This is a genomic window from Pseudomonas moorei (assembly GCF_042846945.1).
GTDB lineage: Bacteria > Pseudomonadota > Gammaproteobacteria > Pseudomonadales > Pseudomonadaceae > Aquipseudomonas > Aquipseudomonas moorei.
Map to the genome: position 1 here is coordinate 2,906,417 of NZ_AP035776.1, position 23,809 is coordinate 2,930,225.

The following is a 23,809-nucleotide window of genomic DNA, read 5'->3' on the forward strand; positions in this document are numbered from 1 at the left end:
TGTAGCTGGGTTGTCGGGTCGCTGCACCGCAGCGATGGTCGTAAACGATAACGCGTATGAACAGGATAAACACGGCGCACTCGATGCCATCGCCGCAAGCCAGCTGCTACAGGGCATGCATGTTCACCGGGACGTGAACCAAAAAAAAGCCACCTGTCTCGGTGGCTTTTTTGCGTTTGGTCGCTGATCAGTCGTAAATCACTTTTTTCTTCCAGTCCGCATCGGCCTCGACGTCTTTGAGGCCTTCGGTCAATTGGTTCACTTCGCCTTCTACCGGCGCAATGCGGTCCATGACCTGGTCGTTGGCGCGGGCCAGGAGCTTTTCCAGATATTCCAGTTGTTCGGCGTAGAGCTGTGGTTCCTGCTGTTTGCGCAGGTATTGCACGCCACGTTCGAACGCAAGGCGCGCCTGACCAGGCTGGTTTTGTTGCAGGGAGTGCTGACCGAGGTTGTTGAAGAACTCAATGTGCAGCAAGACCAGGATATGGCGCACTTCACGGATCCAGCGCTTGGCTTCGGTGGGCTGAAGAAAGCCGTCCTGCGCTGCGCGGGTGATCTGGCCGTGCAGGGCTTCGAGCAGGAAGCGTACGTCCTTGGCCTTGGCTTCGGTCTGGATCGGTGCCGGCGGGTTGTTGACCGGCATCCCTTCGCCCAAGGCCGTCAGTACCTCCAGCTCGGCAATCCGCGCCTTGAGGTTGGAACTGGTTTTTTCCAGGTTCAGCAGGCGCTGGCAGACGTTCAGTTCCAGGCGAGTCAACAGCAGCTTGAGCGCCGGTGTCATCAACTGGCCAGGGAAGGTCTCGGTGATCTCGCCGCAACGGCGCAGGCGATCGTTGAGTTCAACCTTGGTGCGGGCCCTTTCCACCTTGTTGTTTTCCACCACATGGTTGATGTAGCCAATGGCGATCAAGAGTGCGATCCCGGCTACGACGAGCAGGGTGATCATGAGTGGTGTCACCGGTAAGACCTCTTTATTGGGTTCGCGTCCGAGTTTAGTGGCCAGGCATTTAAGCGCCTAGCGCCGCTCGACGAGTTGAATCGGCGTGGCTCAACCTGTATCGGTCAGTCCTTGCTTATATGAATACTGGCACCTCCTGAGCAGATTGCCATCATTCATGTCGTGGACTATAGCGTCTTGGCGAGTGTCAGAATATAGGCGCCAAACGCCGGGCGGCGGAAAATCCGGATTGGGGCCGAAAAGCAGGGCGAAGTCATTGATTTAAATAAATTTATATCAGGGGGTTGACGACCTTCCAATCCATCCATAGAATGCGCGCCACTTGCAGCGTAAAGCACACAGCGAAACGAAGCAGGGAGTGAATGTTGTAGTGTGTCCCCTTCGTCTAGTGGCCTAGGACACCGCCCTTTCACGGCGGTAACAGGGGTTCGAGTCCCCTAGGGGACGCCAAAGCGGGAATAGCTCAGTTGGTAGAGCACGACCTTGCCAAGGTCGGGGTCGCGAGTTCGAGTCTCGTTTCCCGCTCCAATTTTAAACAGCGTTGCTTTCGGGCAAGGCTGAGTGAAACCAGAACCAAGTCTTCGGATGCGGGTCTGGGCACCGAAACACACACCATGTGTTCCGGGCAGCGTGTCCCCTTCGTCTAGTGGCCTAGGACACCGCCCTTTCACGGCGGTAACAGGGGTTCGAGTCCCCTAGGGGACGCCATTTGCGGGAATAGCTCAGTTGGTAGAGCACGACCTTGCCAAGGTCGGGGTCGCGAGTTCGAGTCTCGTTTCCCGCTCCATATTTAACGAAAACGCCGCTCATTGAGCGGCGTTTTTGTTTGCGCGTGATTTATCTGCGAAACAGAAAAAGGCCCGCCAGTCTCACTGCGCGGGCCTTTTGCAGGGTCGGGATCTTACATCGACAGAATCAACCGGCCAGCAAACAGAATCAGGATCAGCCCCATGGTGCGTTCGAACCAGTGCCCCATGCGCATGAACAATACTCGCACCCGTGCGCTGGAAAAGAACAGCGCAACGATGACGAACCACAATGCGTTTACGAAACACATCCAGATACCGTACAGCGCCTGAATTTTCAGTGGGGTCGTGGCGCTGATGAGGGTGGTGAAGATCGCCAGGAAAAACAGTGTGGCCTTGGGGTTGGTGGCGTTGGTCAGAAAGCCCGTGGTAAAGGCTTTCAGCAGCGTTTGCTCGACGACCGGTTCGTCTGCGCCGTGGCCGCCTTCCGGCACGGTTTTCGGTTTGCTGCGCAGCAGGCTGACACCGAGGTACAGAATGTAGGCGCCGCCCACGACCTTGGCTACCGTCAACAGCCAGGGCGTGGTGTGCATCAGTGCGCCGACGCCCAACAAGGTGTACAGCACGTGTACGGAAATCCCCGCACCGATCCCCAGTGCCGTGCAAATCCCGATCACTCGGCCGAAACGCACACTCTGGCGAATCGTCACGGCGAAGTCTGGCCCGGGAGCGACCACCGCCAGAAAGTGAATCGTGGCCAAAGCCAGAAATTCGCCCAGGTAATTTGAAAGCATCTCAACTCCAGAAGGTCAGGGGGGAAGCGTTGCCGCGATAGCCGACAAAGAATGAAAGACTCAAGCGTGGATCGGCCACACCTGGCGTCACTGCGTGCATGCGCCGCGAATTGAACATGATGAAGTCCCCTGGTTCAGGGCTTATCTCCAGGGTTGGAGTGCCGAGCAAGGCCGGGTCGATGCCGTAACTGTCGCCACGCATTTCGTCGAACTGTTCCGGGGAAATGTCTTGGTCCCATATCTGCAGCGCGCCACCCTCACTGGGCATGTTCAGGTAAACATTGCAGGCGAACTGCGCTTCCAGGCTTCTGGCCTGGAAACTGTCGGGGGCGTCCTTGGCGAAAATGTCGTGATGAGCCAGGAAGCACACGTCTGGCTTCACCACTCGTGACAGGCCAACGTACATCTTGCGGCCGTAAAGGCTTTCCAGGTGAGCGCCGGCTGGCCAGGATTCGTCGAGCATGCAGCGCAGCGTGTCGACCGGGCAGGAGTAGGGGGCACAGCGGTTGCGTAATTCGGCGATGTTACGGGTGGCGCGGTCGAAGTAGTCCTCTATCAGTACTGGCTGGTTTTCCGCTTCATAGAACGCCATGCCGATGCGGCCGATGCTCGGCGCGTTGATATAGCCTTCAAAACCTGGCGCGAGGATCTTGTCGCCAATCTGGATCGCCAGCGACCGGGGCAGCCAGCCTTTGAAACGGACGGCAAGGACTTCTTCATTGGCCAGTTTTTTTATGCACGCCTCATCGAGACGCTCGACTTCAAGCATCATGTCTTAGGTCCATCTATCAGAGAGTCAACGAAGCCCGCGAACGCGGGCTCCCCCGGCATCAGGCGATGACATTGGCGTCATCGTCCGAATCCTCAGTCCACGTGGTAGTGAACCGACAGGATCCCTTTCTTCTGCGAAAGGGAAGCGATTGTGACTGCGCCCAGATCCTTCAGGCTGCGTACGTGGGTGCCGCCGCAGCCATAGGCGGGCAGTTCACCGAAACCGATTTCCCGGGCGCCCTCGCGTAGCGATGTCAGGCGCGGCAGGTCGCGGGCGATCCATTGTTCGATGCCGTGCTGAACTGCAGGGGCATCAACGTCTTTTGCCGATTCCGTGGGTTTGAACTGCACACGTCCTTCGCCTGGCCAATGATGGGCCTTGGTCGGCATCCAGCCCATGGCTTGAACAAAGTGGCCGATCAGGTGGCCGGCGGTATGCATGCGCGTGTTAAACCGGCGACGTTGCTCGTCCACCCGGATCTGAGTCATGCCGGGTTTGATCGGCTGATCGACAAAGTGAATGATCCGGTCGGGATCCTGAACCACTCGCGATACCTGGCTTTCGCCGATCCATCCGGTGTCGCAGGGTTGCCCTCCACCCTGAGGGTGAAACAACGTTGCGCGCAGCACCACGGCGAATTCGTTCTCGTGGGGCGTGCAATCCAGGACTTCCACATTGGCCTTGAGGTCATCACTATGGAAAAAGAGGCGAAGCGTCATATTCCATGCTCGTATGAATGTTTCCATTTTTCATTATATGGAGCCTGGAATTACGTGATAATCCGTTCAAACATCAAAGGACTGTTGCGTTGTGAGCATAAATCTTCCACTGCCGTTGCTCGGGGAAATGGCGATTTTCGTCAAGGTCGTCGAGACCGGCAGCTTCTCCGAGGCGGCCCGGCAGCTGGGCTCTTCACCTTCGGCGGTGAGCCGCAGCATTTCGCGGCTGGAGAAGGCATTGGCCACTCGCCTGCTGCAACGCACCACACGCAAGCTGCGGTTGAGCGATGGTGGCGAGGAGGTCTTCAAGCGGTGCCAGGAGATGGTCAATGCCGCTCGGTCAGTCATGGAAATCAGTGGTCAGTTCACGGATGAACCCGAGGGTGTGGTGCGTCTCAGTGTGCCGAAAGCGGTGGGGCGGATCGTGATTCACCCGCATATGCCGGAGTTTTTGCGTCGCTATCCCAAAGTGGATGTGGAGCTGTTGCTTGAGGATCGGCAGGTTGATCTGATCGACGATCACGTCGACCTGGCGATTCGCATCACCGATCGGCCCCCTGCGGGCCTGGTGGGGCGGCAGTTACTGACGATTGACCATTTGCTTTGCGCGACGCCGCAGTATCTGGCTGAACACGGAACCCCGACTCATCCCCATGATTTGCTCAACCACAGCTGCATCTACCTGGGTGAAACGCCGAGCGATGCGCGCTGGAAATTCAAGAAAGGCAACAAATCCGTGACTGTGGGCGTGCGCGGGCGATACGCCGCCAACCACACGGGTGTGCGTTTTGGCGCGGTATTGCAGCACATCGGCATAGGCAGCCTGCCGTACTTTACGGCGCGCCGTGCCCTGGAGAAGGGATTGATGGTGCAGGTGCTGCCGGACTGGGTTTTTCTGGCGTCCTACCACGGCGGTGCCTGGTTGCTGCATTCGCCCACCCGCTACCTGCCTCCCAAGCTGCGGGTGTTGATTGATTACCTCGTGGAGTGCATGGAGAAAGAGCCGACCTTGGGCAAACCAGGGAAGCCGGGCAAACTGGCTACGGCGGTATCGGAGTATGAGTTACCCGAGAGTGACGGTTTGTTTTAGGGCATTAAAAAGGCCCGCATGGTTGAACATGCGGGCCTTTGTATTGCTGAACGCGGATCAGTGCTTGCTGTCCTCATTCGACAACGCCAGCAGCTGTTTTTCCTGGTTCCAGTCGAAAGGTTCGTCGTTCTGTTCGGCTTCGAAACGACGCTCTTCCAGGGCCTGGTACAGGTCGATTTCATCGTCGGGCATGTAATGCAGGCAATCGCCGGCGAAGTACCACAGCAGGTCGCGCGGGACCAGGTGGGCGATTTGTGGGTAGCGGGTAATCACCTGGCACAGAATGTCCTGGCCCAGGTATTGGCTTTCGATCGGATCGACCGGCAGCAATGCACGCAATTCGTCAAAGCGCTCCAGGAACAAGGCATGGCTTTCTTCGGGAACCTGGTCGGCCTCACCTACGGCGACCAGGATGCTGCGCAGGTGGTCGAGCAGAACGAGATGATCGGCAACGATGTTGGACACGAGATAAGTCCTCAAGAGCAAAACGGGCGCAGGAGTATAAAGCTCCTGCGCCCTTTTTTCACTTGGAAGAGAGGGACTGCTGGATCAGCGGACCTTCCCTGCGGCCAGCGCCAGCTCGTCCTTGTCGAAGTCATCGACATTGATCACCTTGCGTCGCGCCGCTTCGGCTTCACGCAGAGCATGTGCCTCCACGGGTTGCAATACGCCAGCTTCAAGTGCCGTATCAATGATGTGTTCCCCGGCGATCGGTTTGACCTGACCGCTTTTGAGTGCCACATGCAGTTTCTTTTGCAGAGGTTGCGCTGCGTTCAACAGATCGCTGGCGTGTTGCAGTGCGCCGACCGGGTCTTCGGCCGATTGCGGGCGATAGCAGCCCAAGAGCAACTCTTCCAGAGTCGGATCGCCTTTGGCACGGCCGATCACTGCCGCCACTTCCGCGCCTAACTTGTCCGAAGGCCCTTTGTGGCGGCGGCCGAACGGGAACACGATCACCCGCAACAGGCAGCCCAGTACCCTGTTCGGGAAGTTGCTCAACAGTTCGTCCATGGCCCGCTCGGCCTGGCCCAGGCTTTCTTCCATGGCCCAGGTAAACAGCGGCGTCATGTGTTCCGGTGAGTCGAGGTCGCTGTAACGCTTGAGCGCGGCGCTGGCCAGGTACAGATTGCTCAATACATCGCCCAACCGTGCCGAGAGGCGTTCGCGGCGTTTCAATTCACCGCCCAGCAGCATCATGCTCAGATCGGCGAGCAGGGCGAACGCGGCGGCCTGACGGTTGAGCGCGCGGAAATAACCCTGGCTGAGCCTGTCGCCCGGCAGGTGTTCCAGGTGGCCGAAACCGAGGTTCAGCACCAGGGTGCTGGCCGCATTGCTCACGGCAAAACCGATATGCTTGAGCAGCAGGCCGTCAAACTCGCTCAGCGCCTGATCCTTGTCTTCGCGGCTGGCGAGGGCCATTTCCTTGAGGACGAACGGATGGCAGCGAATCGCCCCCTGGCCAAAGATCATCAGGTTACGCGAGAGAATGTTCGCCCCTTCCACGGTGATGCAGATCGGCGCGCCATTCCAGATTCGTCCGAGATAGTTCTTCGGCCCCATGATGATCGCCTTGCCGCCGTGAACATCCATGGCGTGGGTGATGCACTCGCGGCCGCGTTCGGTGAGGTGGTACTTGAGAATCGCCGACAGGACCGACGGCTTCTCGCCAAGATCCACCGCATTGGTGGTCAGCATGCGCGCCGCGTCCATCATCCAGGCGTTGCCGGCGATGCGTCCCATGGCTTCCTGAATGCCTTCGAAGGCGGCAATCGGAACGTTGAACTGCTCGCGAATCCGGGCGTACTGGCCGGTCACAAGGCTGGTGAACTTGGCCATGCCGGTGCCGACCGCTGGCAGGGAGATCGAGCGCCCTACTGACAGGCAATTCATCAGCATCATCCAGCCCTTGCCGAGCATTTCCTGACCGCCGATGAGGTATTCCAGCGGCACGAACACATCCTTGCCGGAGTTGGGGCCATTCATGAACGCCGCACCGAGCGGCAGATGACGGCGGCCGATTTCCACTCCCGCGGTGTCAGTCGGTATCAGTGCCAGGCTGATGCCCAGGTCTTCCTGCTCGCCCAACAAGTGATCCGGGTCGTAGGCCTTGAACGCCAGGCCGAGCAGGGTGGCCACCGGGCCCAGTGTTATGTAGCGCTTTTCCCAGTTCAGGCGCAGGCCGAGGGTTTCCTTGCCTTCCCATTGACCTTTGCAGATCACCCCGGTGTCTGGCATTCCGCCCGCATCGGAGCCGGCCAACGGTCCGGTGAGGGCGAAGCAGGGGATTTCTTCGCCGCGCGCCAGGCGTGGCAGGTAATGGTTGCGTTGTTCGTCGGTGCCGTAATGCAGCAACAGTTCGGCCGGGCCGAGGGAATTGGGGACCATCACGGTGGAGGCAAGGTCGCCGCTGTGGGACGCCAGTTTCATCGCGACCTGGGAGTGGGCATAGGCCGAAAACCCCTTGCCGCCAAATTCCTTGGGAATGATCAGGGCGAAGAAGCCGTTTTCCTTGATGAATGCCCAGGCCTCGGCCGGCAGGTCCATGGTTTGACCGAGCTGCCAGTCGCTGACCATGGCGCAGAGTTCTTCGGTCGGACCATCGATGAAGGCCTGTTCCTCCTCACTCAACTGCGCTTTGGGATAGGCCAGCAGTTTGTTCCAGTCCGGACGGCCGCTGAACAATTCGCCATCCCACCATACCGTGCCGGCCTCGATGGCTTCGCGCTCGGTTTCTGACATGGGCGGCAGGGTTTTCTGGAACCAGTTGAACAGCGGCGCACTGAAGCATTTACGGCGCAGGTCAGGTAGCAGCAATGGGGTCGCCACGACAGCGACCAGCACCCAGAGAATCAGTAGCAGCCAGCCTGGTGCGTGGCTGAATACGCTCATTGCCAGCAGGTAGACAGCCACGATACCCAGTGCAGGCAGCGGCGAAATCCGGCGGTGGGCCAAATAAGCTATTCCGACAATCAGAACCAGTATCCACAACAGCAGCATATTTAATCCTCCGTGAAACCAGGGCGAGCCAACCCTCAGAGCTTAGACGGCATCCGCAAAACAGGGTGGTCAGAGCGATGTGATTGAAAACGTGGGAAACAGTGGCTGATTTTGTAGGCCTGATGAACGACAGACCTTGAAAAATCGTTCGTTGAGCGAGCGACATAACGCCCATCTTTGGCCGAAACGTCGTTATCTCTGTGCTGAACCTCTCGCTAGACTCGGAGCTACCCTAGGAGATTGCCCTCATGCACGAGTACCTGAGTCCCGGCCGCTTCATCGATAGTGACCATCCCTCGGTGATGGAGTTCGCCGAACAACATCGCGGCAGCCGTCGCGACCCGCTCGAGCAGGCGATCAACCTCTATTACGCCGTCCGTGAAGTCGTGCGCTATAACCCTTACACGTTCAGTCGTGATCCACAGACCTTGCGCGGCAGTCATGCACTGGCGACCGGTGAGAGTTACTGCGTGCCCAAGGCCACGCTGTTGGCCGGGTGCGCGCGGCATTGCGCAATTCCCGCGCGGATTGGTCTGGCGGATGTACGCAATCATTTATCGACGCCGCGTCTGCTCGAATTGCTCAAGAGCGACGTGTTTGCCATGCATGGCTACACCGAGCTTTACCTGAACGGCCGCTGGGTCAAAGCCACCCCGGCCTTCAACCAGGGTCTGTGTGAGTTGTTCAATGTCGCGCCGCTGGAATTCGACGGGATCAACGACAGTGTTTTCCATCCATTCAACCGTGATGGCGAGAAGCTGATGGAGTATCTGATTGATCATGGCCAGTTCAGCGACGTGCCGGAAACGTTTTTCTTCGAGCACCTTGAAAAGTGTTATCCGCACTTGTTCGGCAAGCAACTGCCAGGGCTGTTGGGGGACATGCAGAGCGATTTGAGTCGCGCCTGATCCGGCGTATGCTGCCTGCGCATTCATCCATTGAGAGGCGGTCATGCTGAAGATCTGGGGTCGGAAAAATTCATCGAATGTCAGAAAGCCATTGTGGGCCGCCGAAGAGCTGGGCCTGGCCTATGAAGCCATCGACGCCGGTGGTGCTTTTGGTGTCGTCGACACGCCGCAGTACCGCGCGATGAACCCTAACGGCCGGGTCCCGGTGATTGAAGATGATGGCTTCGTGTTGTGGGAATCCAATGCCATCGTCCGTTATCTGATGGCCCGTCACGCCGAAGGCAGCGCCTGGTATCCGGCGGATCTGCAAGCTCGCGCAACAGCCGACAAGTGGATGGACTGGACCACTTCCAGTTTTGCCGGACCGTTCCGTACCGTGTTCTGGGGCGTCTTGCGCACCCCCGCGGATCAGAAGGACTGGCCCGCCATCAAGGCGGCAATCAAGGAATGCGAAGCGCTGCTGATGATGGCCGATCAGGCATTGGCAACCCGGCCTTACCTGTCCGGCGACGAGATCGGCATGGGCGACATTCCCCTGGGCAGTTTCATTTATGCCTGGTTCGAAATGCCGATCGAGCGTGCGCCCATGCCTCACCTGGAGGCCTGGTACGCAAGGCTGAAACAGCGTCCGGCTTATCAAAAGGCGGTGATGACCGCGTTGACTTAATACTCACTATCGACACACTTGACTGTACTTGTGTGGCGGCGACAAGCACCATTGTGCCGGTGCGTCGTGGTTGAGTTGTCCGCCGCCCGCCCCCATTTATTCCTTTCCTTCCTTCTTGGTGCATGAATCCGATATGAGTTCCGCTCTGTCCATCCGGCAGCTAACCAAAACCTACGGCAACGGTTTCCAGGCCTTGAGTGGTATCGATCTGGATGTCGCCGAAGGTGACTTTTTCGCCCTGCTCGGCCCCAACGGCGCCGGCAAATCCACGACCATTGGCATTCTCTCGACCCTGGTGAACAAGACCAGCGGCACGGTGAATATCTTTGGTCACGACCTGGACAAGGACCCGGCGGGGCTCAAGCGCTCCATCGGCGTCGTACCCCAGGAGTTCAACTTCAACCAGTTTGAAAAGACCTTCGACATTGTCGTGACCCAGGCCGGTTACTACGGCATTCCGGCGAAAATCGCCAAGGAGCGCGCCGAGCAGTATTTGACCCAGCTCGGGCTGTGGGACAAGCGCGATGTGCCGTCGCGTTCGCTGTCCGGTGGCATGAAGCGTCGATTGATGATTGCCCGGGCGCTGGTCCACGAGCCACGCCTGTTGATCCTCGACGAGCCGACCGCCGGCGTGGACATCGAACTGCGTCGCTCGATGTGGACCTTTCTCACCGAGCTGAACAAAAAAGGCATCACCATCATCCTCACCACGCACTACCTGGAAGAGGCTGAGCAGTTGTGCCGTAACATCGGCATCATCGACCACGGCACCATCGTCGAAAACACCAGCATGAAGCAGTTGCTCAGCCAATTGCATGTCGAAACTTTCTTGCTGGATCTGAAAAACAGCTTGAGCGCACCACCGCAGCTTATCGGCTATCCGTCGCGGTTGATCGATGCCCATACCCTGGAAGTCCAGGTGGACAAGAGCATGGGCATCACTGCGCTGTTCACTCAGCTGGCACAGCAGAACATCGAAGTGCTGAGCCTGCGTAACAAAACCAATCGCCTCGAGGAGTTGTTCGTGTCCCTGGTGGAGAAAAATCTGTCGAAGGTGGCGGTATGAGTTCCGAGCTGCAGCCCAACCTCGTTGCCCTGAATACCATCGTTTACCGTGAGGTCCGGCGCTTTACCCGGATCTGGCCGCAGACCCTGCTGCCGCCGGCCATCACCATGGTTCTGTACTTCGTGATCTTCGGCAATCTGATCGGCCGGCAAATCGGCGACATGGGTGGTTTCACCTATATGGAGTACATCGTGCCGGGGCTGATCATGATGTCGGTGATCACCAACTCCTACGGTAACGTGGTGTCGAGCTTTTTCGGCAGCAAGTTTCAGCGTTCCATTGAAGAACTGATGGTGTCGCCGGTCTCGCCCCACACCATTCTGATTGGCTTTACCCTGGGCGGTGTACTGCGCGGTTTGATGGTTGGCATCATCGTGACGCTGCTGTCGTTGTTCTTCACCCATTTGCAGGTGCATCACCTGGGGGTGACCCTTCTGGTGGTGGTGCTGACGGCGACTATCTTCTCGCTGCTGGGCTTCATCAACGCCGTGTTTGCGCGCAACTTCGATGACATTTCGATCATTCCGACCTTCGTGCTGACGCCACTGACGTACCTGGGCGGGGTGTTCTACTCGATTACGTTGCTGCCGCCGTTCTGGCAGACCGTGTCCCTGGCCAACCCGGTGCTGCACATGGTCAACGCCTTCCGTTATGGCATCCTTGGTGTGTCGGATATTCGCATCAGCATTGCGATTACCTTCATGCTGGTGGCAACTGTCGTGCTGTACATCGGTTGCGCGCGATTGCTGGTCAGCGGTCGCGGGATGCGCACATAAGCGATAGTGTCATCACAGACATCGCAAAAAAAAACGGCCTCCATACGGAGGCCGTTTTGCTTTCTCACATTCGGCTTTTCTTGCGGCGCTTCCATTGCCGCGCCACCCACCAGCGCCAATACATCATCACCAGGCAGTAGGCGAGCGCCCCGAGAGCCAAGCCCGTCACCACCGAGCCCAGCAAAAACGGCTGCCACAAGGTCGATAACTCGCCGCTGATCCATTCCCAGGTCAACGCATCCGGAAATTGGCGGGGAGGAACGTCCATCAGCCAGGCGCCGGCTTGGTAAGTGCAGTAGAACACCGCAGGCATGGTGATCGGGTTGGTCAGCCAGACCAGGCTGACGGCAATCGGCATGTTGCCGCGCACGATGATCGCGAGTACGGCGGCCAACAGCATTTGCAAAGGGATCGGCAGGAACGCCGCGAACAGGCCAACCGCCATTGCCCGGGCTACGGAGTGGCGATTGAGGTGCCAGAGGTTGGGGTCATGCAGCAGGGTGCCGAGAAAGCGTAAGGATTTGTGTTCCCTGATGCTGGTCGGGTCTGGCATGTAGCGTTTGAACAAGCGCCGGGGCATAAGGCTTCTCGGTCGGTTAAGGCGGCAAGTATGTCTCGATTCTAGGCGTCGCCCATTCAGACTTTGTGACAATTGATAACGACGACCGTGCGATACGCCCGCTATGCCTAGGGACGGGACTCTCAAGGACGGGCTTATGCGCACAGGGATGATGGCGCTGGCGTTGGGTCTGCTGACCTTGCGCTTTTTACCGGCATTGCCGCCGGTCGGGTTGTGGCTGTTGATGCCGGTTGTGGGTTTGATGGTGTTGCCATTTAGGACCTACCCGGTGGCGTTTTTCCTGTTCGGCTTGAGTTGGGCCTGCGCACAGGCGCAATGGGCACTGGATGATCGTTTGCCAGCGAGCCTCGATGGTGAAACGCGCTGGGTCGAAGGACGGGTGGTGGGGCTGCCCCAGAACAACGAAGGCGTAATCCGTTTTGAGCTGGCGGATGCCCGGTCGCGACACGGCAAAGTGCCACAACTCATGCGACTGGCCTGGTATGAAGGGCCGCCGGTGAACAGCGGCGAGCGCTGGCGCTTGGCGGTCAAGTTGAAGCGTCCCGCCGGGCTGCTCAATCCCTATGCCTTCGATTACGACGCCTGGCTGTTCGCGCAACGCATCGGGGCAACGGGTACCGTCAAGGACGGCGAGCGTTTGCGCGAGGCGCAATGGGCCTGGCGCGATGGTATTCGTCAGCGCTTGCAGGCCGTGGATGCCCAAGGGCGGACGGGTGTGCTGGCCGCTTTGGTTCTGGGTGATGGTGGTGGACTCAGCCGCCAGGATTGGCAGGTGTTGCAAGACACCGGCACCGTGCATTTATTGGTGATTTCCGGGCAGCACATTGGTCTGCTGGCAGGGGTGGTGTATCTGCTGATTGCCGGGCTCGCCCGCTATGGCCTGTGGTCGAACCGTCTGCCATGGTTGCCCTGGGCCTGTGGTCTGGCCTTCGCTGCAGCGCTTGGTTACGGGCTATTGGCCGGTTTTGATGTGCCGGTGCGGCGTGCCTGTTTGATGATCGGTCTGGTGCTGTTATGGCGCCTGCGTTTTCGACACCTTGGCGCGTGGTGGCCGTTGCTGCTGGCGCTCAATGGCGTTTTGCTATTGGATCCGCTGGCCAGTCTGCAACCGGGGTTCTGGTTGTCTTTCGCAGCGGTGGCCGTGCTGATCTTCACCTTCGGCGGTCGCTTGGGGCCTTGGCTTTGGTGGCAAACCTGGACGCGCGCGCAATGGCTGATCGCAATCGGCCTGGGCCCGTTGTTGCTGGTACTGGGTTTGCCGATCAGTGTCAGCGGGCCGCTGGTCAACCTGTTGGCCGTGCCGTGGATCAGTCTGGTGGTACTGCCACCGGCATTGCTCGGGACGCTGTTGTTGCCCGTGCCTTATGTGGGCGAGGGCCTGTTGTGGATCACGGGTGGTCTGATCGATGGGTTGTTCTGGGGGCTGGGGTGGGTGGCGGGCCAGGTTCCGGCGTGGGTGCCCACCGCGATTCCACCATGGGTCTGGGCCATCGGTACCTTGGGAGCCTTTCTCCTTTTGCTGCCGCGGGGCGTACCGATACGCCCGCTCGGATGGCCAATGCTGCTGTTGCTGGTTTTTCCGCCGCGCACCGAAATACCGGAAGGAATTGCCGAGGTCTGGCAGCTGGATGTCGGCCAGGGCCTGGCGATCCTGGTCCGCACTCGCCATCACACGCTGCTGTATGACGCGGGTCCTCGGTTCGGTGACAACGATCTCGGCGAGCGCGTGGTTTTGCCAACGATACGCAAATTGGGCGTGGATGGCATCGATCTGATGTTGATCAGCCACGCCCACGCCGATCATGCCGGCGGAGCGCAGGCGATCGCCCAGGGACTGCCGGTGAGGCATGTACTCGGTGGTGAGCCGGCAGAGTTGCCGGTGAATGCGGGGGGCTGCGAGAGCGGTCGGCGATGGACCTGGGACGGCGTGAACTTTGAACTATGGCAATGGGCGCATGCCCGCGAAAGCAATCCGAAATCCTGCATTCTGCAGATTGAAGCCAGCGGCGAGCGAATGCTGCTGACCGGCGACATCGACATGGCCGCCGAGCGCGCCTTGCTCGACAGTCCATTGGCCGTAGCCACCGATTGGCTGCAATCGCCGCACCACGGCAGTCGCAGTTCGTCGTCCATGGCGCTGCTCAACGCCTTGCAGCCCAAGGCGGTGTTGATCTCCCGTGGCCAGGGCAATTCGTTCGGCCATCCGCACCCGACCGTCCTGGCACGCTATGAAAAGCTCGGCATGGCGATCTACGACAGTGCGGAGCAGGGTGCCATTCATCTGCAACTCGGGCGTTACGAGGCGCCGCGCTCCATGCGTCTGGAACGGCGCTTCTGGCGCGACCCACCGCCAGTGAGCAAATAACCGGGCGTTATTACAGCCCGACCGGATGCGACATCACGGTCTTCGGTGCGTCGACCCCCTATGTTAGAGTGGCGCACTTTTTCGAGGGGACTTTCACTGTGTGGGAATTGGTCAAATCCGGCGGCTGGATGATGCTGCCGATCATTCTGAGTTCCATCGTGGCCATGGCGATCGTTGCCGAGCGTCTCTGGACCCTGCGGGCCAGTCGTGTGACCCCGGAGCATTTGCTCGGTCAGGTCTGGGTCTGGATCAAGGACAAGCAACTCAATAAAGAAAAGCTCAAGGAACTGCGCGCCAACTCTCCGTTGGGCGAGATCCTGGCCGCCGGCCTGGCGAACTCCAAGCATGGTCGCGAGATCATGAAAGAGTGCATCGAAGAAGCCGCCGCCCGGGTCATCCATGAACTGGAACGCTACATCAATGCCCTCGGTACCATCGCCGCCATGGCGCCATTGCTGGGCCTGCTGGGGACGGTGCTGGGCATGATCGATATCTTCAGTTCGTTCATGGGTACGGGCATGGCGACCAACCCGGCGGTGTTGGCCGGTGGTATTTCCAAAGCCTTGATCACCACGGCGTCGGGTTTGATCGTGGGTATTCCGTCGGTGTTCTTCCATCGTTTCCTGCAACGGCGTATCGATGAGCTCGTCGTGGGCATGGAACAGGAAGCCATCAAGCTGGTGGAGGTGGTGCAAGGCGACCGCGACGTTGATCTGGCTGAGGGCAAAGCGTGAAGTTCCGCCGCAAGCAACGGGAGAACGTGGACATCAACCTCGTGTCGCTGATCGACGTGGTGTTTGTCCTGCTGCTGTTTTTCGTGGTGACCACGACCTTTACCCGTGAAACCCAGTTGCGCGTCGACCTGCCGGAAGCGGTCAGCGGCTCGCCTGCGGAAGATCAATCCAAACAGCTGGATATCGCCATCAGTGCAGACGGCGTGTTCTCGGTGAACAACCAGATCCTGCCAAAAAGCGACCTGGCAACCCTGATGGACGCGCTGCAAAAAGAGGCCAAGGGTGATACCAATCGTCCGCTGTCCATCAGCGCCGACGGCAAAACCCAGCATCAATCGGTGATCACCGCCATGGACGCCGCCGGCAAGCTTGGCTTCAGTCACTTGCGCATGACCACCGTGGAGGCGGCGCCCGCGCCCTGATGGCCATGTCCGATCGCCTGCTCGCCGCCTGGTACCGAGGTCATCCGGCACTCAAGTTATTGCAGCCGCTGGAGTGGTTGTACCGACGCGTGGTCAACAACAAGCGCAAACGCTTTCTGGCAGGCGAGGGTGAGATCTATCAGCCGCCCGTCCCGCTGATCGTGGTGGGCAATATCACCGTGGGCGGTACCGGCAAGACACCGCTGATCCTGTGGATGATCCAGCATTGCCAGCGCCGTGGCTTGCGGGTCGGCGTGGTCAGTCGTGGCTACGGTGCCAAACCGGCGCAGTTGCCCTGGCGGGTCGAGGCGGATCAAGGCGCGGACATCGCCGGCGACGAACCGCTATTGATCGTCCAGCGTACCGGCGTGCCATTGATGATCGACCCGGACCGCAGTCGGGCCGTCAAGGCCTTGCTGGCGAGTGAGCCGCTGGACCTGATTTTGTCCGATGACGGCATGCAGCATTACCGACTGGCCCGGGACCTCGAACTGGTGCTGATCGATGCCGCCCGGGGCCTTGGCAACCAGAGATGCCTGCCCGCCGGGCCATTGCGCGAACCGGTCGAACGCCTGCAAAGCGTCGATGCGGTGTTGTACAACGGCGCCACGGCTGACCGCGACGGTGGTTTTGCCTTTCAGTTGCAACCGACCGCGCTGGTCAATCTGCAAAGTGGTCAACGCCTTCCCCTCGATCACTTTCCCAAAGGCCAGGCGCTGCATGCGGTGGCTGGAATCGGCAATCCGCAGCGTTTCTTCACGACCCTCGAAACGCTACACTGGCAGCCAGTGCCGCATGCCTTCGCCGATCACGCCGAATACAGCGTGCAGGCCTTGAATTTCAAGCCGTCATTGCCATTGGTGATGACCGAAAAGGACGCGGTGAAGTGCCGTGCCTTCGCCGCCGCCGATTGGTGGTATCTGGCAGTGGACGCTGTGCCGTCACCGGCTTTCGTGGCCTGGTTCGATACCCAGCTGATGCGTCTGTTGCCGGCTCGACTTTTGCCTTAAACCGTTTTATCCAGGGAATGATCATGGACACCAAACTGCTCGACATCCTCGCTTGCCCGGTCTGCAAAGGCCCGCTCAAGCTCAGCGCCGACAAGACCGAGCTGATCAGCAAGGGCGCCGGCCTGGCGTACCCGATTCGCGACGGTATTCCGGTGATGCTCGAATCCGAAGCCCGTACCCTGACTACCGATGAGCGTCTGGATAAATGACTACAGCCTTTACCGTTGTCATTCCATCGCGTTATGCCTCTACGCGTCTGCCGGGCAAACCGCTGCTGTTGATTGCCGGCAAGCCAATGATTCAGCATGTCTGGGAGCAGGCGAGCAAAAGCAGCGCCCAGCGTGTGGTGGTTGCCACCGACGACGTGCGCATCGTTGAGGTTTGTCAGGGCTTTGGCGCCGAAGTGGTGATGACCCGCGAAGATCACAACTCCGGCACCGATCGTCTGGCGGAAGTCGCGGCGAAACTGGGTCTGGCGCCCGATGCCATCGTCGTCAACGTCCAGGGTGATGAACCCCTGATCCCGCCGAGCGTGATCGATCAGGTCGCCGTCAACCTCGCCGCCCACACCGAAGCGCGCATGGCCACCCTGGCCGAGCCGATCGAAGATGTCGAAACCCTGTTCAATCCCAATGTGGTCAAGGTCGTCAGTGACCTCAATGGCCTGGCCCTGACGTTCAGTCGCGCCACGTTGCCATGGGCGCGCGACGCTTTCGCCAAGAGCCGCGAACAGCTGCCGCAAGGCGTGCCGTACCGTCGCCATATCGGTATCTATGCCTATCGCGCCGGTTTCCTGCAGGACTTCGTCAGCTGGGGTCCGTGCTGGCTGGAAGACACCGAGTGCCTGGAGCAGCTGCGAGCGCTGTGGCACGGGGTGCGCATTCACGTTGCTGATGCGCTGATCGCACCGCCGGCCGGCGTCGATACCATTGAAGACCTTGAGCGCGTTCGTCGCCTGCTGGAGGCCTGATGCGGGTTCTGTTTGTCTGTCTGGGCAATATCTGTCGTTCACCCACGGCAGAGGGCGTGCTACGGCATAAGTTGCGTGAGGCAGGGCTGGCCGACCTAGTCGAGGTAGCCTCCGCCGGCACCGGTGACTGGCATGTCGGCAATCCACCGGACAAGCGCAGTCAGGCGGCTGCGAAACTGCGCGGTTATGACCTGTCGAACCAGCGTGCGCAGCAAGTGACCCGCGCCGATTTCGCCACCTACGACCTGATCCTGGCGATGGATAAAAGCAACCTGCGCAGTCTCGAGGCGCTGCAACCGGTCAAGGGTAAAGCCGAGCTGGATCTGTTCCTGCGTCGTTATCAGTCGGAACTCGATGAAGTGCCGGACCCTTATCACGACTGTGAGCAAGGGTTCGAGCGGGTGCTGGATCTTATCGAGCGTGCCAGTGATCTGCTGGTGATCGAATTGAAGGGACGGCTATGAGTCTGCAGCTGCGGCAACAGGTCTCGCTCAAGCCCTACAACAGCTTTGGCGTAGATGTTCAGGCCCGACTGTTTGCCGAGGCCCACAGCGACGCCGACGTGCGCGAAGCACTGGCCTATGCCCGGGAACATGACGTGCCCCTGCTGGTGATCGGCGGTGGCAGCAACCTGTTGCTGACGGGCGATGTGTCGTCGCTGGTACTGCGCATGGCCACGCGCGGGATTCGCGTGTTGAGCGATGACGGTAGCAAGGTCGTGGTCGAGGCCGAGGCTGGCGAACCCTGGCATCCGTTTGTGCAGCACACATTGATGCAAGGCCTGTCCGGCCTGGAAAACCTGAGCCTGATTCCCGGCACCGTGGGTGCCGCACCGATGCAGAACATCGGTGCCTATGGGGTCGAGATCAAGGACGTGTTTGCCGGCCTGACGGCGCTTGATCGCCACAGTGGTGAATTGCGCGACTTCAGCCTGGAAGAATGCAACTTCGCTTACCGTGACAGCCTCTTCAAGCAGGAGCCGGGGCGCTGGTTGATCCTTCGGGTGCGTTTCACGCTCGACCGCACTGCGCATCTGCATCTGGATTACGGCCCGGTGCGTCAGCGCCTGACCGAGCAAGGCATCGATCATCCGACCGCCACTGACGTCAGCCAGGCCATTTGCAGTATCCGCAACGAAAAGCTGCCGGACCCGGCTGTGCTCGGCAACGCCGGCAGTTTCTTCAAGAACCCGTTGGTGCCGGCGGCGCTGGTTGCCCGGCTCAAAGGTGAGTTCCCGGATCTGGTTGCCTACGCACAACCGGACGGTCAGATGAAGCTGGCCGCTGGCTGGCTGATCGAACGGGCAGGGTGGAAAGGATTTCGCGAGAACGATGCAGGCGTGCATAAATTGCAGGCCTTGGTGTTGGTCAACTATGGCAATGCCACCGGACTGCAATTGCTCGACCTGGCACAGCGCATCCAGAAAGACATTTCAGAACGTTTTCATGTCGATCTGGAAATGGAGCCCAATCAGTATTGAAGCTAAGCTTTCCAGACTGATCTCAAAGCCCTGCACAACTTCCATTGTGCAGGGCTTTTTTGTTAATGCTGGGTTAACTTAGCCACCTAACGATACCAGCATTTGCTTCATCAAAGGCCTGGCGCAGACGTGCTCGTCTGCACAAAAGAGCCCATCAGCCTGAGTCGATCTGTGATAACCGAACCGCTTGGCTAAAGCGGCAGATTGCTCGACCCCATAACCCAATACTATGCGGGCGTGCCCATGATTACCCTGAAACTCAATGGTCAAGACCATCAACTCGACGTCACCGAAGACATGCCGCTGCTCTGGGCGATCCGCGACGTGGCCGGTTACAACGGCACCAAATTCGGCTGCGGCATGGGCCTGTGCGGCGCCTGCACCATTCATATCGAAGGTGCTCCAGCACGCAGTTGCATCACGCCAATCGGCTCGGTCGTGGGGCAGAACGTCAACACAATCGACAATCTGCATGCCGACCCCGTCGGCAAAGTCGTGCAGCAAGCCTGGCTCGACACGGCCGTGGCCCAGTGCGGCTACTGTCAGGGCGGGCAAATCATGTCTGCCACCGCATTGCTTAAAACCAATCCGAACCCGAGCGACGAGCAGATCGAAGAGGCGATGGTCGGCAACATTTGCCGCTGCGGCACCTACAACCGCATCAAGACCGCCATCCGCCAGGCATCCACTCACCTCAAGGAGGCCAAGGCATGAGCCGGTTACCGAATGATTTCGCCCTGAGCAACCTCAGTCGGCGTGGTTTCCTCAAAGGCGTGGGCGCTACGGGTGCACTGGTGGTGGCCGCCAGTTGGGGCTGGCAAGACGCGTTTGCCGAAGAGAAGGAAAAGAAGTTCGGCGCCGATGGCATGCCCCACGGCTGGGTCGACGATCCCAAGGTTTACATCAGCATCGCAGCCGACGGCACGGTGACAGTCGTCTGCAACCGTTCGGAAATGGGTCAGGGTGTGCGCACCAGCCTGACCATGGTCGTGGCCGACGAACTGGAAGCGGATTGGGCACGGGTCAAAGTCAAGCAGGCACCGGGCGACGAAGTGCGTTTCGGTAACCAGGATACCGACGGTTCGCGCAGCATGCGCCACTGGTATGAGCCAATGCGCCGCTGCGGTGCCGCCGCGCGGACCATGCTCGAGCAAGCGGCTGCCGAGCAGTGGAAGGTGCCGGTCGGTGAATGTCATGCGCAACTGCATAAAGTGATCCACAAGCCTTCCGGTCGCGAACTGGACTATGGCGCCCTGGCCATCGCTGCGGGCGCCCTGGCCGTGCCGGCGCGTGACAGTCTGCGCCTCAAGCAACCTTCGGAATTCCGCTACATCGGCAAGGAAGGCACCAGGGCTATCGACGGTGACGACATCGTCAACGGTCGCGCGGTATATGGTGCCGACGTGCATGTCGACGGCATGCTGTTCGCCACCATTGCCCGACCCGCGGTGTACGGTGGCAAGGTCAAGACCTTCGATGCCAGCGCCGCGATGAAAGTCCCCGGTGTGCTCAAGGTCGTGCAGATCGAAAGCCGTCCACTGCCATCGGAGTTTCAGCCGCTGGGTGGTGTGGCGGTGGTGGCCAGCAATACCTGGGCAGCGATCAAGGGGCGTGAAGCGCTGAAAATCGAATGGGATGACGGCGCCAACGCCAGTTATGACTCGATCGCCTACCGTAAGGAGCTGGAGGCCGCTTCGCTCAAACCCGGCAAAGTGGTGCGCAACACGGGCAACATCGATGAAGCCATGAGCGGCGCCAACAGCACGCTGGAAGCCTCTTACTACTTGCCGCATCTATCACAGTCGCCGATGGAGCCAATGGTCGCCATCGCCCGCTACAAGGACGGTGTGTGCGAAGCCTGGGGGCCGAGCCAGGCGCCACAGGTCACCCGTGAGCGGATCAGCGAGCGTCTCGGCCTGCCGTTCGACAACGTCACCGTCAACGTCACCCTGCTGGGCGGCGGTTTCGGTCGCAAGTCCAAACCCGACTTCATCATCGAAGCGGCGATTCTTGCCAAGGAGTTCCCTGGCAAAGCCGTGCGTGTGCAATGGACCCGTGAAGACGACATCCACTGCTCCTATTTCCACACCGTGTCCGCCGAGTACCTCAAGGCCAGCCTGAACAAGGATGGTCTGCCTTCCGGCTGGTTGCACCGCACGGTGGCACCCAGCATCACCGCATTGTTCGCACCGGGCATGAATCACGAAGCGGCATTCGAGCTGGGCATGGGTTTCACCAACATGGCCTACGCGATCCCCAACGTGCGCCTGGAGAACCCCGAGGCGACGGTGCACACCCGGGTCGGTTGGTATCGCTCGGTGTCGAACATCCCCCATGGCTTTGCCATCCAGAGTTTCGTCGATGAACTGGCGCACAAGGCCGGGCAGGATCCGCTCAAGTACCAAATCAAATTGCTCGGCCCGGACCGTCAGATCGATCCGCGTACCTTGAGTGAGGAGTGGAACTACGGTGAATCGCCGGAACGTTACCCGATCGACACCGGACGTTTGCGCACGGTGCTGGAAACTGCCGCCAAAGCCGCCGGTTGGGGGCGCGAGTTTCCGAAGGGGCGTGGCTTGGGCCTGGCGGTGCATTACAGTTTCGTCACCTACGTGGCGGCGGTGATTGAGGTCGAGGTCAAAGACGACGGCACACTGATCGTGCACAAGGCTGATATTGCTGTGGATTGCGGGCCGCAGATCAATCCCGAGCGGATTCGCGCACAGTTCGAAGGCGCTTGCGTCATGGGCTTGGGCAACGCAGTGCTGGGTGAAATCAGCTTCAAGGATGGCAAGGTCCAGCAGGACAACTTCCATATGTACGAAGTGGCGCGCATGTCCCTGGCACCGAAGGAAGTCGCCGTGCATCTGGTCACGCCGCCAGGCAATGTCCCTTTGGGTGGCGTTGGCGAACCCGGCGTGCCGCCGATTGCGCCGGCGCTGTGTAACGCAATCTTTGCCGCCACCGGCAAACGCATTCGCAGCCTGCCGATTCGCTATCAGTTGCAGGACTGGCAAAAGGCCAAAGCCTGATGGACAGCGCCGATCTGAATGTCCTGCGCAGCGTGCTGGAGTGGCGCCGTGCCGGTCAGCGGGTGGTTTTGTACAGCGTGGTCCAGACCTGGGGCACTGCGCCCCGGGCACCTGGGGCCATGCTGGCCTTGCGTGAAGACGGCGTGGTGATTGGTTCGGTGTCGGGTGGTTGTGTCGAGGATGACCTGATTGCCCGGTTGCACGATGGTCGGATTCCGGCCGACGGGCCGCCCGTGCAATTGATCACCTACGGCGTGACCCGCGAAGAGGCAGCACGCTTTGGCTTGCCGTGCGGCGGCACCTTGCGATTGACCGAGGAGCGCGTCGGCGATCCCGCGTGGGTCGCTGAACTGCTGGCTCGCTGCGAAGCCCATGAAATTGTGGCGCGCTGCCTTGATATTGCGACCGGAGAAGTGGTCTTACAGCCCGCCAGCAAAACGGATGTACTGGCGTTCGATGAGCAGACCTTGCGTGCCATCTACGGCCCCCGCTGGCGCTTGTTGTTGATCGGCGCGGGGCAATTGTCTCGTTACGTTGCCGAAATGGCGCGGCTGCTGGATTTCGAAGTGCTGATTTGTGATCCGCGTACCGAGTTCGTCTATGGCTGGGAAGAGCAGCATGGTCGTTTCGTCTCCGGCATGCCCGACGAGGCGGTGCTGAGTATCCAGACAGACGAACGCACGGCCATCGTTGCACTGACCCACGACCCGCGCCTGGATGATATGGCTCTGCTGACGGCCCTCGACTCCAGGGCGTTTTACGTCGGCGCGCTGGGATCACGGGTCAACAGCCGGAAGCGCCGGGAAAATCTGGCGCACCTGGGCTTGTCGCAACAGGCCATTGATCGGCTGCACGGTCCGATCGGTTTGCATATCGGCAGTCATAGCCCGGCGGAAATCGCCTTGTCGTTGATGGCTGAAATTGTGGCAATCAAAAATGGCGTGGAACTGAAACAGAAGAAGCCGTCACAGGAGCGCACATGAGCGGGTCCATCGGCGTCATTGTGTTGGCAGCGGGGCAGGGCAGCCGGTTTCGTCAGGTCGCCGGTACCGACAAGGATAAGTTACTGGCCGATTGCAGCGGTCGCGATGGCGCGGCTCGCTCGGTGATCGAGCATGTGCTGGTGAATCTGCCGGCCAATGCGGGCAAGCGCGTCCTGGTGACTACCGCTGATCGACCCCAAGTGATTCGCATGGCTCAGGCCTACGGCTGCGAAATTGTCTTGATTGAGTCCATCGGCATGGGTGACAGCATTGCTGCGGGAGTTTCTGCCTGTAAGCAACTCGATGGCTGGTTGATGGTTTTGGGGGATATGCCGTTCATCCTGCCGTCCAGCATTGAAAAAGTTCTGGCAGGTATGCGCAGCGACAGCGTCAGCGTGCCGGTGCAGGATGGGGAGTATGGGCATCCGGTCGGGTTCGGACGGGATTTCGCGGCGGGATTGATGGCGTTGTCGGGGGATCGTGGCGCCAAACCGCTATTTGCCGAGGGGCGCGTGTTTGAGCTGGCAGTGGATGATCCCGGGGTGTTATGGGATGTGGATGTGCCGGAGAAGTTAGTCTTCAAGTAATCGGTGAGCCCTTGTGTGAGCGAGCTTGCTCGCGAGAGCGGTGGATCAGCCAGCATCCATTTTCGAATCTTAAGCCATCATCGCGAGCAAGCTCCCACAGGGAATCGGTACAGTTGTTTTGGATATAAAAAAGCCCCGCCTGGGTCACCAGGC

General features: G+C 59.7%; 24 protein-coding genes and 4 tRNA genes. 21 read left to right on the forward strand and 7 right to left on the reverse strand.

Going from position 1 to position 23,809, the window contains the following annotated elements; translation table 11 throughout:
- Window positions 1-187: 187 nt before the first annotated feature.
- Entirely contained in the window at window positions 188-946 is a 759-nt protein-coding gene (locus ACGJAX_RS13530) for a hypothetical protein (protein WP_245706671.1), read from the reverse strand.
- A 386-nt stretch (window positions 947-1,332) separates the two neighbouring features.
- On the opposite strand from ACGJAX_RS13530, the gene ACGJAX_RS13535 reads away from it, so the two are divergent.
- From ACGJAX_RS13535 to ACGJAX_RS13550, 4 genes are all read left to right on the forward strand, one after another.
- Window positions 1,333-1,408, forward strand: a tRNA-Glu gene (locus tag ACGJAX_RS13535).
- A 2-nt stretch (window positions 1,409-1,410) separates the two neighbouring features.
- A tRNA-Gly gene (locus ACGJAX_RS13540) sits at window positions 1,411-1,486 on the forward strand.
- A gap of 104 nt (window positions 1,487-1,590) precedes the next feature.
- Window positions 1,591-1,666: transfer RNA gene (locus tag ACGJAX_RS13545), tRNA-Glu, on the forward strand.
- A gap of 3 nt (window positions 1,667-1,669) precedes the next feature.
- Window positions 1,670-1,745, forward strand: a tRNA-Gly gene (locus tag ACGJAX_RS13550).
- 114 nt (window positions 1,746-1,859) lie between these two features.
- Here ACGJAX_RS13550 and ACGJAX_RS13555 read toward each other — a convergent pair.
- The 3 genes from ACGJAX_RS13555 to ACGJAX_RS13565 form a co-directional block, all read right to left on the reverse strand.
- The gene (locus ACGJAX_RS13555; RefSeq protein WP_247255329.1) at window positions 1,860-2,498 is read right to left on the reverse strand and encodes a LysE family translocator; all 639 of its coding nucleotides are present in this window, start codon (window positions 2,496-2,498) and stop codon (window positions 1,860-1,862) included.
- A gap of 1 nt (window position 2,499) precedes the next feature.
- Window positions 2,500-3,270, reverse strand: a complete 771-nt coding sequence (locus ACGJAX_RS13560) for a 2OG-Fe(II) oxygenase (protein WP_090317643.1) — start codon at window positions 3,268-3,270, stop codon at window positions 2,500-2,502.
- Window positions 3,271-3,362: 92 nt separating this feature from the next.
- Window positions 3,363-3,989 carry an alanyl-tRNA editing protein gene (locus tag ACGJAX_RS13565; protein ID WP_247255331.1) on the reverse strand — a complete coding sequence of 209 codons (627 nt, stop codon included), beginning with the start codon at window positions 3,987-3,989 and terminating at the stop codon, window positions 3,363-3,365.
- 91 nt (window positions 3,990-4,080) lie between these two features.
- Between ACGJAX_RS13565 and ACGJAX_RS13570 the strand changes: the two genes are divergently transcribed.
- The gene (locus ACGJAX_RS13570) at window positions 4,081-5,079 is read left to right on the forward strand and encodes a LysR family transcriptional regulator (RefSeq protein WP_090317650.1); all 999 of its coding nucleotides are present in this window, start codon (window positions 4,081-4,083) and stop codon (window positions 5,077-5,079) included.
- Between the two features lie 57 nt (window positions 5,080-5,136).
- On the opposite strand, the gene ACGJAX_RS13575 is transcribed toward ACGJAX_RS13570, so the two are convergent.
- Window positions 5,137-5,544, reverse strand: a complete 408-nt coding sequence (locus ACGJAX_RS13575) for a PA2817 family protein (RefSeq protein WP_047526931.1) — start codon at window positions 5,542-5,544, stop codon at window positions 5,137-5,139.
- Window positions 5,545-5,628: 84 nt separating this feature from the next.
- On the reverse strand, window positions 5,629-8,076 hold the full coding sequence (locus ACGJAX_RS13580) for an acyl-CoA dehydrogenase (RefSeq protein WP_390959401.1): 2,448 nt from the start codon (window positions 8,074-8,076) through the stop codon (window positions 5,629-5,631).
- Window positions 8,077-8,324: 248 nt separating this feature from the next.
- On the opposite strand from ACGJAX_RS13580, the gene ACGJAX_RS13585 reads away from it, so the two are divergent.
- The 4 genes from ACGJAX_RS13585 to ACGJAX_RS13600 all read left to right on the forward strand — a co-directional run bounded on the left by ACGJAX_RS13585 (window position 8,325) and on the right by ACGJAX_RS13600 (window position 11,493).
- Window positions 8,325-8,984 carry a transglutaminase domain-containing protein gene (locus ACGJAX_RS13585; RefSeq protein WP_390959403.1) on the forward strand — a complete coding sequence of 220 codons (660 nt, stop codon included), beginning with the start codon at window positions 8,325-8,327 and terminating at the stop codon, window positions 8,982-8,984.
- Between the two features lie 43 nt (window positions 8,985-9,027).
- The gene (locus ACGJAX_RS13590) at window positions 9,028-9,651 is read left to right on the forward strand and encodes a glutathione S-transferase N-terminal domain-containing protein (protein ID WP_390959405.1); all 624 of its coding nucleotides are present in this window, start codon (window positions 9,028-9,030) and stop codon (window positions 9,649-9,651) included.
- Window positions 9,652-9,784: 133 nt separating this feature from the next.
- Complete coding sequence (locus ACGJAX_RS13595; protein ID WP_247255336.1) at window positions 9,785-10,717, forward strand: ABC transporter ATP-binding protein; 933 nt, start codon at window positions 9,785-9,787, stop codon at window positions 10,715-10,717.
- Window positions 10,714-11,493 (forward strand): ABC transporter permease, encoded by a 780-nt coding sequence (locus tag ACGJAX_RS13600; protein WP_390959407.1) that lies wholly within the window; start codon window positions 10,714-10,716, stop codon window positions 11,491-11,493. Before ACGJAX_RS13595 ends, ACGJAX_RS13600 begins: the two co-directional genes overlap by 4 nt.
- Before the next feature lie 64 nt (window positions 11,494-11,557).
- Here the strand turns inward: ACGJAX_RS13600 and ACGJAX_RS13605 are convergent, their stop codons facing one another.
- Window positions 11,558-12,073, reverse strand: a complete 516-nt coding sequence (locus tag ACGJAX_RS13605; protein ID WP_390959409.1) for a DUF2062 domain-containing protein — start codon at window positions 12,071-12,073, stop codon at window positions 11,558-11,560.
- 136 nt (window positions 12,074-12,209) lie between these two features.
- On the opposite strand from ACGJAX_RS13605, the gene ACGJAX_RS13610 reads away from it, so the two are divergent.
- The 12 genes from ACGJAX_RS13610 (at window position 12,210) to ACGJAX_RS13665 (ending at window position 23,656) form a co-directional block, all read left to right on the forward strand.
- A complete protein-coding gene (locus tag ACGJAX_RS13610) occupies window positions 12,210-14,438 on the forward strand; it encodes a DNA internalization-related competence protein ComEC/Rec2 (RefSeq protein WP_390959411.1) in 2,229 nt (742 codons plus the stop codon).
- 98 nt (window positions 14,439-14,536) lie between these two features.
- Window positions 14,537-15,172 (forward strand): MotA/TolQ/ExbB proton channel family protein, encoded by a 636-nt coding sequence (locus tag ACGJAX_RS13615; RefSeq protein WP_247255339.1) that lies wholly within the window; start codon window positions 14,537-14,539, stop codon window positions 15,170-15,172.
- Window positions 15,169-15,594, forward strand: coding sequence for a biopolymer transporter ExbD (locus ACGJAX_RS13620; RefSeq protein ID WP_090317677.1), 426 nt, complete (start codon window positions 15,169-15,171; stop codon window positions 15,592-15,594). Before ACGJAX_RS13615 ends, ACGJAX_RS13620 begins: the two co-directional genes overlap by 4 nt.
- Window positions 15,594-16,604: a tetraacyldisaccharide 4'-kinase gene (lpxK, locus tag ACGJAX_RS13625; protein WP_248915779.1), complete on the forward strand. Its 1,011-nt coding sequence runs from the start codon at window positions 15,594-15,596 to the stop codon at window positions 16,602-16,604. Before ACGJAX_RS13620 ends, lpxK begins: the two co-directional genes overlap by 1 nt.
- 23 nt (window positions 16,605-16,627) lie before the next feature.
- Complete coding sequence (locus ACGJAX_RS13630) at window positions 16,628-16,813, forward strand: Trm112 family protein (protein WP_003179363.1); 186 nt, start codon at window positions 16,628-16,630, stop codon at window positions 16,811-16,813.
- A complete protein-coding gene (kdsB, locus tag ACGJAX_RS13635; protein WP_247255341.1) occupies window positions 16,810-17,574 on the forward strand; it encodes a 3-deoxy-manno-octulosonate cytidylyltransferase in 765 nt (254 codons plus the stop codon). Before ACGJAX_RS13630 ends, kdsB begins: the two co-directional genes overlap by 4 nt.
- Window positions 17,574-18,038 carry a low molecular weight protein-tyrosine-phosphatase gene (locus ACGJAX_RS13640; RefSeq protein ID WP_247255342.1) on the forward strand — a complete coding sequence of 155 codons (465 nt, stop codon included), beginning with the start codon at window positions 17,574-17,576 and terminating at the stop codon, window positions 18,036-18,038. The genes kdsB and ACGJAX_RS13640 overlap by 1 nt, the downstream gene beginning before the upstream one ends.
- Entirely contained in the window at window positions 18,035-19,054 is a 1,020-nt protein-coding gene (gene murB, locus ACGJAX_RS13645) for a UDP-N-acetylmuramate dehydrogenase (protein ID WP_390959415.1), read from the forward strand. The genes ACGJAX_RS13640 and murB overlap by 4 nt, the downstream gene beginning before the upstream one ends.
- Before the next feature lie 243 nt (window positions 19,055-19,297).
- Window positions 19,298-19,768, forward strand: coding sequence for a 2Fe-2S iron-sulfur cluster-binding protein (locus ACGJAX_RS13650; RefSeq protein ID WP_390959417.1), 471 nt, complete (start codon window positions 19,298-19,300; stop codon window positions 19,766-19,768).
- Window positions 19,765-22,086 carry a molybdopterin cofactor-binding domain-containing protein gene (locus tag ACGJAX_RS13655; protein ID WP_390959419.1) on the forward strand — a complete coding sequence of 774 codons (2,322 nt, stop codon included), beginning with the start codon at window positions 19,765-19,767 and terminating at the stop codon, window positions 22,084-22,086. Before ACGJAX_RS13650 ends, ACGJAX_RS13655 begins: the two co-directional genes overlap by 4 nt.
- Window positions 22,086-23,069: an XdhC family protein gene (locus ACGJAX_RS13660; protein ID WP_390959421.1), complete on the forward strand. Its 984-nt coding sequence runs from the start codon at window positions 22,086-22,088 to the stop codon at window positions 23,067-23,069. Before ACGJAX_RS13655 ends, ACGJAX_RS13660 begins: the two co-directional genes overlap by 1 nt.
- Window positions 23,066-23,656: an NTP transferase domain-containing protein gene (locus ACGJAX_RS13665; protein WP_390959423.1), complete on the forward strand. Its 591-nt coding sequence runs from the start codon at window positions 23,066-23,068 to the stop codon at window positions 23,654-23,656. Before ACGJAX_RS13660 ends, ACGJAX_RS13665 begins: the two co-directional genes overlap by 4 nt.
- Window positions 23,657-23,809 lie beyond the last annotated feature (153 nt).